The organism is Bifidobacterium samirii (assembly GCF_003952945.1).
Classification (GTDB): domain Bacteria; phylum Actinomycetota; class Actinomycetes; order Actinomycetales; family Bifidobacteriaceae; genus Bifidobacterium; species Bifidobacterium samirii.
Genome location: NZ_QXGK01000032.1, coordinates 1 through 11,264, shown reverse-complemented (window position 1 = coordinate 11,264; position 11,264 = coordinate 1). Strand labels below are relative to the sequence as shown.

The window sequence follows — 11,264 nt, the reverse complement described above, 5'->3', positions numbered from 1 at the left end:
CATCGCACTCGGCTTCCGCAACCTCGACAACTACATCACCAGAAGCCTGCTCCACACCGGCGGATTCAAACACGCCATCCAAACTCACCTCTAACCACCACCCCTACACACCAAAATGCGAAGAGCCGGTAAAGTAGGGGGAGTGTGCGGCGGATGCTGCGAATCGAAGGGAAAGGACGGGGATGATCACCGGAGCTGCGAAGAACAAGGTCGACGACATCTGGCAACGCATGTGGGAGGGCGGCATCACCAATCCAGTCGAAGTGATCAGCCAGCTCACCTACCTGATGTTCATGAAGTCGCTCGACGACCGGGAACTCGAAGCCGAACAGATGGCGCAGCTCACCGGAAGCCCCGCCTCCGGACTGGTGTTCCCCGATACGCCGGAGGGACGGCGTCTGCGCTGGCACAATTTCAAGAACAAGCCGGCCGATGAAATGTTCGCCATCGTCTCCCAGGAGGTGTTCCCGTTCATTCGGACCATGCACACCGGCAATGCGTTCGCCGACAGCATGGCCGACGCCTCGTTCGGATTCAACAAGCCGAAGACGCTGGAACGCGCCGTCACCGGCATCGACGACCTGCTGACGAACATCGTCAAGGACCAGGATGATCTGGGCGACCTGTACGAATACATGCTCAGCAAGCTCAACACGGCCGGAACGAACGGACAATTCCGTACGCCCAAACATATCCGCGACCTCATGGTTGGGCTCATCGACCCGAAACCCGGGCAGAGAATCGCGGACCCGGCGTGCGGCACCGCCGGATTCCTCATCTCCGCGGCCGAATGGATCCGCACCCGGTACAGTTCGTCGATGACCGCCGATGATTGGGATCTGTTCGGGGGAGAACAGTTCTCCGGATTCGACACCGATCAGACGATGGTCCGCATCGCCGCGATGAACATGTTGCTGCACGGTGCGGAACACCCTGACATCCGCAACCAGGACAGCCTGTCGCGCCTCAACGCAGCCCGCGGCAAGTACGATGTGATCCTCGCCAATCCCCCGTTTGCTGGATCGCTTGATGCGGAGGACATCGACGATTCGCTCAGGGCCATCGTGGATACTAGGCAGACGGAATTGCTGTTCGTGGCATTGTTCCTGCGCATGTTGAAGCTCGGCGGCCGCTGCGCATGCATCGTCCCCAACGGCGTCCTGTTCCGATCCGACGCGAAAGCGTACCGAGAATTGCGACGCGAGCTGGTGGAGCGTCAGCGGCTGGAGGCCATCGTCTACATGCCGTCCGGCGTGTTCAAACCGTACGCGGGGGTGAGCGCCGCGATTCTCGTGTTCACCAGAACCGATGCGCCGAACAGCACCGACCGCGTATGGCTGTACAACATGGAACACGATGGTTACACGCTCGACGACAATCGCGACGAGGACCCGGACCACAACGACATCCCCGACATCCTCGACCGGTGGTGTCACATCGATGCCGAACATGGGCGGGAACGCACCGAGCAGAGCTTCTTCGTCACCCGCGACGACATCGCCGCGAACGATTACGACTTCAGCTTCAACAAGTACGCCGAAGTCGAATACGAGCGCAAGGAGTACCCGCCGACGAGCTGGCTCATGGCCGAACTGCGTGAACTCAACGCGCAGTTCGTGGACGGCCTGAACACCCTCGACGCTATGCTTGCCGAGGACGGTGAGTGATGGTCGCAGTTAAACCTCTCGGTGACCTGTGTCGGATTATACTTGGGCAGTCTCCTGCCTCATCTTCATATAACCAGAGTGGGGAAGGGCTTCCATTCTTTCAGGGGAACGCTGATTTCGGAGTTGATCACCCGATTGCCCGTACATGGTGTACGGAGCCGAAGAAAACTGCTCAATCAGGCGATTTGCTGATTTCTGTTCGTGCGCCTATTGGGTCAATTAACATTGCTGATTGTGAATGTTGTATCGGACGGGGTATTGCGTCTCTTCGGGTTAACGACAATGTTCTCGATATGGATTATCTGAGGCAGTGTTTGATTGCTAAGAGCGCTGATCTTGCAGCGCTCGGAACGGGGAGCACCTTTACGGCAGTCGGTAAAGCCGTTCTTAACTCGTTTGAGATTCCGATTTACGAGATTGAAGAGCAACGGAGGATTGCTCAACACCTTGTTGAGATTATTCGACTTCGTCGTCGCGCTGAGCAGATGCTTGCCAAAGCTGATGAACTCATCCAATCCCGCTTCGTTGAGATGTTCGCAAGTGACAAGTGCAAAGAGGTTTTATCTTCGGAACTAATGCCGAATATGCGTAACGGTGTGTCTCCCTCCAAGAGGGGCACTTTCTCGGCGAAGGTCCTGATTCTTTCGGCAATTACGCAGGGCGATTTCGATGATTCTGCGTGGAAGGAAGGTGTGTTCAATGAGTTGCCTTCGCCGGATAAGCGCGTCTCGTCATCGGATTTCTACATGTGCAGGGGAAACGGGAATAAAGGTCTGGTCGGGGCCGGCGCGTATGCCGACCGAGATTATCCTGACTTGGTGTTTCCCGATACGGTGATCGCCGGTCGGGTCGATACCAGTAAGGTTTGCATGCCATACTTGTTCCACGTCTGGCGCCATCCTGCTGTTCGCAAGCAGATTGAAAGTATGGCGCGCACAACCAATGGGACATTCAAGGTGAATCAGGATATCTTGTCGAGCATCAAGATTCCTTTACCCTCTCTTGATCTGCAGAACGAGTTTGCCGAGTTCGTCACCGCAGTGGAATCCCTAAAATCCACTACATGGCAGCGGTTGGATCGGCTCAACACGCTGTACGACAGTCTCGCCCAGCAGTACTTCGCCCAGTAGGTAGGACTATGTGGTGGTGCGTCGATGCGCATCGACGCACCACCACAGTCCGTCGCCGGTTCCGCGAAGGGATATTGCAACGGCCGGCAGGCGACATGCGTGCGTTACAATTGGGCTCGGTGTGAGACGCGACCGCCGCAATGATGTGGCATGAGGGGAGATGGAGCCATGTCCAATTTCTCGTTCCTGATCGGACAGGACGACTACAAGATGTTCGCCGGTGCCTGCGTGGAAGCGGAACGGGCGATGTCGGTGTCCCCGACCATCTGCGCGCTTTCCGCACGCCGGGCGTTCGAGCTCTCCGTCAAGTGGATATACGCCGCCGACGAGACGATCCGGCATCCGTACAAGGACACTCTGCAATCCCTCGTGCACGAATCCACCTTCCGAACCGCGATCGCCGACAACCATCTCTGGAAATGCCTGCAATACATCATCAAAGCCGGCAATATGGCCGCGCATGACCACGCGCAGCTCAAAACCGAAGACTCGATGTTCTCCCTGCAGATCCTCTTCCGGTTCATCCAATGGATCGACTACAGCTACGGCCGCAACTACGTCAAACGAGTCTTCGACCCCAAGCAGGTGCCGGCCATGCAGCAGGCGCTCGCCGCCAAGGAACGCAAGGCCAGGGAGGACGCCGCCCGCAAGGAGTATGAGGCGCAGGCCGCACAGCAGGCCGAACATGTGGCGCAGCTCGAAGAGCGGATCAGAGCGCTCAGCGACCAGCTCGCCGCCCGCAAGGCCGAGCAGCCGCCCATGCCGCAGCCGTCCGCCGACGACATCAGCGAAGCCGAAACCCGCCGACGCTTCATCGACCTCGACCTGCGCCGGGTCGGATGGGACATGGAACACGACGTCATCACGGAATATCCCGTCACCGGCATGGAAGGCCACGAAGGACAGCGAGGCTACATCGACTACGTGCTCAACGGGCGCGACGGCAAGCCGATCGCCATCGTCGAAGCCAAACGCACCGCCTACGAGCCGGCCAAGGGACTCCAGCAGGCCCGGCTCTACGCCGACTGCCTCGAACGCCGATTCGGATACCGGCCGCTCATCTTCCTGTCGAACGGATACCAGACCTATTTCGTGGACGACGACCACGGATCCTACCGGCAGGTCGGCGAAGTCTTCACCCAGGACGACCTGCAGCGCATCATCGACCGACGCCATGATGCCGTCGACCCCTCCACCATCCCCGTCGACCTCTCCGTCGCCGGCGGCAACGGACGCTACTACCAGCTCGAAGCCATCCGGGCCGTATGCGACAACCTCAATCAGGGCCAGCGCCGCAGCCTGCTCGTCATGGCCACCGGCACCGGCAAGACCCGCGTGTCCGCGGCGCTCGCCGACGTGCTCATGCGCGCCCGGCTCGTCAAGAACGTCCTGTTCCTCGCCGATCGCGTCGAGCTCGTCTCTCAGGCGAACAGCGCGTACGGCGAATACTATCCCGACTGGTCCCTGTGCAACCTGTGCGACAACAAGCACGATGCGGACGCGCGCGTCGTGTTCTCCACATACCAGACCATGATCAACGCGATCGACACGGAAACCCGGGCGGACGGCAAGCCCGCATTCCCCTCCGGCCACTTCGACCTCATCATCGTGGACGAGGCACACCGTTCGATCTTCAAGAAGTACCAGGTGATCTTCGACCATTTCGACGCGCTCATGGTGGGACTCACCGCCACGCCGCGAGACGACGTCGACCGCAACACCTACGACTTCTTCCACGTACAGCACGGCGTACCCACCTATGTATACGAATACGCCACCGCATTGAAGGACAAGGTGCTCGTCCCCTTCGACAACATCGAAGCCAAGACCAGGTTCCTGGACGAAGGCATCACCTACGACGACCTGTCCGACGACGACAAGGAACGCTACGAGGACGACTTCGGCGAAACCGATGTCGACGACGGAACGGCGGACATTCCCTCGCACATCGACGCATCCGCGCTCAACAGCTACGTGATGAACCCGGCGACCGTCGACACCGTACTGCAGGACCTGCACGACCACGGCATCCGGACCGACGGCGGCGAACGGCTCGGCAAGACCGTCATATTCGCGGCCAACCAGAAGCATGCACGCTACATCACGGAACGCTATATGGCCCTGTATCCGAAGGAATCCGCAGGCGGATTCATCAAAACCGTGCTGCACGGCGACGACTACGCGCGCAGCGCCATCGCCGAATTCAAACGCAAGCCGATGCCGGTCATCGTCGTATCCGTCGACATGATGGACACCGGCGTGGACGTTCCCGACATCGTCAACCTCGTGTTCTTCAAGAAGGTACGATCCAAGATCAAATTCTGGCAGATGATCGGCCGCGGCACCCGACTCAGCCCCGACCTCGACTGCGTGGACGGCGACGAGGAATACGTCGGCAAGAAGCGCTTCAGGATCTTCGACTACTGCGGCAACTTCGCATTCTTCCGCGAACAGGCCAACCCCGTAGAAGACAAGCTGTCCGCATCGGTGAGCGAACGCGTGTTCGCCCGCAAGGCGGAACTCGTGCACGCCCTGCAGTCCAGCACGTTCACCGACATGCCGCAGACCGTGCAATGGCGATCCGAACTCATCGCCGACCTGCACGGACAGATCTGCTCGTGGGATACGGACAAGGTCGCCGTGCGACTCAAGCGTGAATATGTGGAACGCTACCGTGACGAGAAGTCCTTCGACTATCTGGACGACCTGAACGTACACGACCTTGTGCGCGAACTCGCACCGCTGGCCCACTACGACGAATCGGACGTGTACGCACTGCGGTTCGACGCGCTCATGTACGCGCTGATGGCCGAACGCGCCAACGGACGGCCTGCCGCCGCCTACCACACGAAGATCCGTGCGATCGCATCCCAGCTGAAGGAGCGCATGACCATCCCGCAGGTGCTCGAACAGCGCGGGCAGGTCGAGGCGGCCGCCGGCGACGGATATCTCGAGGGACTGCCCGTGACGGCTCTGGAGGACATACGCCGGCGCCTGCGCGGACTCGTACGGTTCATCGTGGACTCGGGACGACGGAAGACCATCATCACCGACCTGTCCGACCCGCTGATCGAACGAACGGAGAACCAGCCGTTCGACATCGAGGAGCATTACGAGGACTACAAGCTCAAGGTCAACCGCTTCATCAACGAACACCGGGACGAGGGCATCATCCGCAAACTGCGGCACAACGAGCCGCTGACCGGCGGCGACTACACCGCACTCGAGGAGGTCCTCGTGCACCAGCTCGGCTCGCGCGCCCAATACGAGGAATCGTACGGGTCCATGCCGATCGGACTGCTAGCACGACGCATCGCCAAGGTCGACCATGCGGCCGCGATGCAGGCGTTCGCAGAATTCATCAACATGTACACGCTGAACCAGGCCCAGATCGGCTTCCTGCACATGGTGACCGACTACATCGAACACAACGGATACCTCGACCCCGAGCAGCTGAGCCGACCTCCGTTCGACAGGCCTCGCCCCTTGTTCAGCCTGTTCGACCGCAACCAGGCGATGGACCTGATCCTATGCATCACAAGAGTGCGCGACAACGCCATGCGCCCGGAGGAGCGGCGGGCCGCCATGCCGGTGTGACAATCGGAGGGCTCCGAGGTCTCCACCCGCCGCCGGATACGCAGTGAGCGCAAAAGCGGGGGAGAACGGGGCGGGCGTCGCTTGCGGACGGTAGAGTGTCATGCGGTAACGTAATGCGAATAAGGAGACAAGGTGGCAGGTTTGCTGACATCCTCACCGCGCATGGGCGAGGGCGAGGCCCCGTCCATGACGGACCCGATTTTCAACCGGCTCCTCAAGGACCGCATCATCTGGATGGGCGAAGAGGTCAAGGACGATATGGCCAACCGCATCTGCGCGCAGATGCTCATGCTGGCGGCCGAGGACCCGAAGAAGGACATCTGGCTGTACATCAACTCGCCGGGCGGCTCCATCACCGCCGGCATGGCCATCTACGACACGATGCAGCTCATCGAACCCGACGTGGCGACCGTGGGCATCGGCATGTGCGCGTCGATGGGCCAGTTCCTGCTCAGCTCCGGCACGCCGGGCAAGCGCTATCTGACGTCGCACGCGCGCGTGCTCATGCACCAGCCGTCCGGCGGCATCGGCGGCACCACGACCGACGTGCGCATCAACGCCGAGCTCATCATGGACATGAAGAAGACCCTCGCCGAACTGACGGCCGCACAGACCGGCCACACCGTCGAGGAGATCTACCGCGACAACGAATACGACCACTGGTTCACCGCCGAGGAGGCGCTGGCCTACGGCTTCGTCGACAAGCTCGTGTCCACGCCGGACACGATCGGCAAGGAAGGGGAGTGACGCACATGGCATCCGAGGAAGCGAAGTTCGTCGAACGCGCCGAGCGTCTGGCCGGCGGCTACGGCGTGGCCGGCTTCATGCCCGCCGCCGCCCGCGAGGAGGCGCTCGCCCGCGCCTCCATGGCCCCGTACAACCGCTACGTGCTGCCGCAGTTCTCCGAGAAGACGCCCTACGGCATGAAGACGCAGGACCCGTACACCAAGCTGTTCGAGGACCGCATCATCTTCATGGGCGTGCAGGTCGACGACACGTCCGCCGACGACATCATGGCCCAGCTGCTCGTGCTCGAATCCCAGGATCCGAACCGCGACGTGATGATGTACATCAACTCGCCCGGCGGCTCCATGACCGCGATGACCGCGATCTACGACACGATGCAGTACATCAAGCCCGACGTGCAGACCGTGTGCCTCGGCCAGGCCGCCTCCGCCGCCGCGATCCTGCTGGCCGCCGGCGCCAAGGGCAAGCGCCTCATGCTGCCCAACGCGCGCGTGCTCATCCACCAGCCGGCCATCGACCAGGGCTTCGGCAAGGCCACCGAGATCGAGATCCAGGCGCGCGAGATGCTGCGCATGCGCGAATGGCTCGAGAACACGCTCGCCCTGCACACCGGCCAGAGCGCCGAGAAGATCCGCAAGGACATCGAGGTCGACACGTTCCTGACCGCACCGCAGGCCAAGGAGTACGGCATCGTCGACGAGGTGCTCCAGCACCGCGCCTGACACGCGGCGTCCGATGCCCTCAGCGCGCGCTGGGGGCATCGTCGTATCCGCGGAAGGCCCCACGGCGGGCCGGACGCGACGGAACCGGAAGGGGAGGGAACCGTCATGGGACGGGTCATCAGCTACAACGAGGACGTGCCGCGCTGTACGTTCTGCGGCAAGACCGAGCATCAGGTGCGCAAGATCGTCGCCGGACCGTCGGCCGCGATCTGCGACGAATGCATCGGCCTGTGCGTCGACATCATCGCCGACGAACGCGACCGGGCGGCCGACGCCGACATGATGGAGTTGCCCACGCCCTCCCAGATCAACGCGTACCTCGACGGCTACGTGATCGGACAGCGCGCCGCCAAGCGCACGCTGTCCGTCGCGGTCTACAACCACTACAAGCGCGTCAACATGGAGATGCGCGAATCGTCCGCCCGCACGGACGGCATGCCGCGGCGCACGCGGCGCGACGGCCGCGGCGACCCGCTGGCCGACGTCGAGGTGTCCAAGTCGAACGTCCTGCTGCTGGGACCCACCGGCGTGGGCAAGACGTACCTCGCGCAGTCGCTCGCGCGCGTGATGAACGTGCCGTTCGTCATCACCGACGCGACCACGCTCACCGAGGCCGGCTACGTGGGCGACGACGTCGAGACGATCCTGCAGCGGCTCATCGACGCCGCTGACGGCGACGTCGAACGTGCCCAGCACGGCATCATCTACATCGACGAGATCGACAAGATCGCGCGCAAGAGCGGCGAAAGCACGTCGCTGACGCGCGACGTGTCCGGCGAGGGCGTGCAGCAGGCGCTGCTCAAGATCCTCGAAGGCACGATCGCGTCCGTGCCGGTGGAGGGCGGGCGCAAGCACCGCGACCAGGACACGGTGCGCATCGACACGCGCGGCATCCTGTTCATCTGCGGAGGCGCGTTCGTCGGACTCGACGACATCGTCTCGCGCCGCGTGGGCGCGCGCGAGAGCGGATTCGGCGCCGCATGGCACGACCACGAGATCGCGCGGCGCGACCTGCTGCGGCAGGCCGACGCCGACGACCTGGCCGACTTCGGCCTCCTGCCCGAATTCATCGGCCGACTGCCCGTCGTCAGCGTGCTCGACGAGCTGACCGAACACGACCTGGCGCGCATCCTCACCGAACCGCGCAACGCGCTGACCAAGCAGTACCGCAAGATGTTCGCCGCCGACGGCGTCGACCTCGCGTTCACCGACGAGGCGGTCGGCGAGATCGCCGCCATGTCCGTGGCACGCGGCACCGGCGCGCGAGGACTGCGCTCGATCATCGAAAGGACGCTCGAATCGACGATGTTCGCCCTGCCGGAGCTCGACGGCGTCGACCAGGTGATCGTCGACGCGGCGTCCGTACGCGGCGAAAGCGAACCGAAACTCGTGTATTCGGGCGGATTCGGACGGCTGCGCACGGCCTGATCGGCGCCGGAAATCCACGAAACCGTTGGAACATAAGGCGACACGCCGATATTTGGCAATACGGGCATGTGGATGTATCTTATACGAGTTGTCAAAAACAAGGCAACATGCGCGAGTAGCCCAGCGGATTAGAGCAGCTGACTACGGATCAGCAGGTCGCAGGTTCGAATCCTGTCTCGCGCACGGACCACGGAAGCGATTCCGTGGGGCATAACCGAATATCGGTATGCGCGAGTAGCCCAGCGGATTAGAGCAGCTGACTACGGATCAGCAGGTCGCAGGTTCGAATCCTGTCTCGCGCACCACCCCTGACCGCAAGGGGTTAAAGAGGCGGTATGCGCGAGTAGCCCAGCGGATTAGAGCAGCTGACTACGGATCAGCAGGTCGCAGGTTCGAATCCTGTCTCGCGCACGGACCACGGAAGCGATTCCGTGGGACATAACCGAATATCGGTATGCGCGAGTAGCCCAGCGGATTAGAGCAGCTGACTACGGATCAGCAGGTCGCAGGTTCGAATCCTGTCTCGCGCACCGAGGCCCTTGCATCCGCATGGATGCAAGGGCTTTTCAATATCCAAAGGAAACCGGCCACGGACGGCGACGTCAGCGGTCCGCAGCCGGAAGCGAAGGAGTGACGCAATGACGCACTACGATTTCGACACGCTCGTGGACCGCCGCCACACCGGCTCCGAGAAGTGGCACCTCATCGAGGAGGACATGGGACCAGGCAACGACGACGTGGTCGCCCTGTCGGTCGCCGACATGGAGTTCAAGCCCGCGCCGCAGATCGTCGACGCGCTCGTCGAAGCCGCACGCCACGACATCTTCGGCTACGACTACGCCACCGACGGCTACTTCGAGGCGCTGACCGGATGGATGCGCCGCCGCCACGGCTTCGACGTGCGCCCCGAATGGGTCAGCCTGTCCGACGGCGTCATGCCGGCCGTCAACACGGCCCTGCGCGCCGTGACCCGCCCCGGCGACAAGGTCATCATCCAGGGACCCGTCTACTACCCGTTCACAGCCGCCGCCGAACACAACGGCCTGACGATCCTCGACAACGCGCTCGTGCTGGGCGAGGACGGCCGCTACACGATGGACTACGACGACCTGGCCGCCAAGGCCGCCGACCCGCGCTGCACCGCCATCATGCTGTGCAACCCGCACAACCCGGTCGGCCGCGTGTGGACCGCCGACGAACTGCGCCGACTGGGCGACATCTGCATCGACAACGGCGTGACCATCCTCGCCGACGAGATCCACGCCGACTTCTCGTATCCGGGACACCCGGTCACGATGTTCGGCACGCTGGGGGAGCGCTACGCGAGCCACTGCTTCGAGTTCACCGCCCCCACCAAGACGTTCAACCTCGCCGGTCTGCTGTGCTCGAACGTCATCACCGCCGACGCCGACCTCAAGCGCCGCTTCGACATCGCCGCGGAGAACATCGCCGGCCTGACCGTCAGCCACTTCGGGCTCGTCGCCTGCCAGGCCGCCTACGACCACGCCGAAGGCTGGCTCGACGAACTGCTGGAGGTCCTCGCCGGCAACCTCGCGATGGTGCGCGAATTCGCCGACCGCACGCCCGGCGTGCGCCTGATCGAACCCGAAGGCACGTACCTGGCATGGCTCGACTGCCGTGGCCTCGGCTTCGACGGCTGCTGCGAGCTGCGCGACTTCATGCGCGACAAGGCCCGCGTCTACTTCGACGAAGGCGTGCTGTTCGGCCAGGCCGGCGCCGGCTTCGAACGCGTGAACCTCGCCTGCCCGGCCCACCTGCTCGCCGACGTGCTCGGCCGCATCGAACGCGCGCTGGCCGACCGCTGAACGGCCCGCCACTAAGCCCCGGGCGAGGTGCCTCATTTGAAAATGAGCGCGTAATCCGGAGTGGTGCCTCACCTGTGGTGAGCGTGAAATCCTAGTCCGCGTCGGCTTGTGGGGTTTCGTCGTCTTCCGGTTCGACGCCCGCGATCC

7 protein-coding genes and 4 tRNA genes are annotated in these 11,264 nt (G+C 62.6%); all 11 read left to right on the top strand.

What is annotated here, in order from left to right:
- Positions 1–182: 182 nt before the first annotated feature.
- Entirely contained in the window at positions 183–1,667 is a 1,485-nt protein-coding gene (locus D2E24_RS10120) for a type I restriction-modification system subunit M (RefSeq protein WP_125969198.1), read from the top strand.
- Positions 1,667–2,797 carry a restriction endonuclease subunit S gene (locus tag D2E24_RS10115; protein ID WP_241222969.1) on the top strand — a complete coding sequence of 377 codons (1,131 nt, stop codon included), beginning with the start codon at positions 1,667–1,669 and terminating at the stop codon, positions 2,795–2,797. Before D2E24_RS10120 ends, D2E24_RS10115 begins: the two co-directional genes overlap by 1 nt.
- 168 nt (positions 2,798–2,965) lie before the next feature.
- Positions 2,966–6,394: a DEAD/DEAH box helicase family protein gene (locus D2E24_RS10110; RefSeq protein WP_164521099.1), complete on the top strand. Its 3,429-nt coding sequence runs from the start codon at positions 2,966–2,968 to the stop codon at positions 6,392–6,394.
- Positions 6,395–6,556: 162 nt separating this feature from the next.
- Positions 6,557–7,141 carry an ATP-dependent Clp protease proteolytic subunit gene (locus D2E24_RS10105; RefSeq protein WP_164521100.1) on the top strand — a complete coding sequence of 195 codons (585 nt, stop codon included), beginning with the start codon at positions 6,557–6,559 and terminating at the stop codon, positions 7,139–7,141.
- A gap of 5 nt (positions 7,142–7,146) precedes the next feature.
- Complete coding sequence (locus D2E24_RS10100; protein ID WP_125969194.1) at positions 7,147–7,863, top strand: ATP-dependent Clp protease proteolytic subunit; 717 nt, start codon at positions 7,147–7,149, stop codon at positions 7,861–7,863.
- Positions 7,864–7,968: 105 nt separating this feature from the next.
- Positions 7,969–9,291 (top strand): ATP-dependent Clp protease ATP-binding subunit ClpX, encoded by a 1,323-nt coding sequence (gene clpX, locus D2E24_RS10095; RefSeq protein ID WP_125969193.1) that lies wholly within the window; start codon positions 7,969–7,971, stop codon positions 9,289–9,291.
- A 109-nt stretch (positions 9,292–9,400) separates the two neighbouring features.
- Positions 9,401–9,474, top strand: a tRNA-Arg gene (locus tag D2E24_RS10090).
- 45 nt (positions 9,475–9,519) lie between these two features.
- A tRNA-Arg gene (locus tag D2E24_RS10085) sits at positions 9,520–9,596 on the top strand.
- 32 nt (positions 9,597–9,628) lie between these two features.
- Positions 9,629–9,702: transfer RNA gene (locus D2E24_RS10080), tRNA-Arg, on the top strand.
- Positions 9,703–9,747: 45 nt separating this feature from the next.
- A tRNA-Arg gene (locus D2E24_RS10075) sits at positions 9,748–9,821 on the top strand.
- Positions 9,822–9,929: 108 nt separating this feature from the next.
- A complete protein-coding gene (locus D2E24_RS10070) occupies positions 9,930–11,117 on the top strand; it encodes a MalY/PatB family protein (protein ID WP_125969192.1) in 1,188 nt (395 codons plus the stop codon).
- Positions 11,118–11,264 lie beyond the last annotated feature (147 nt).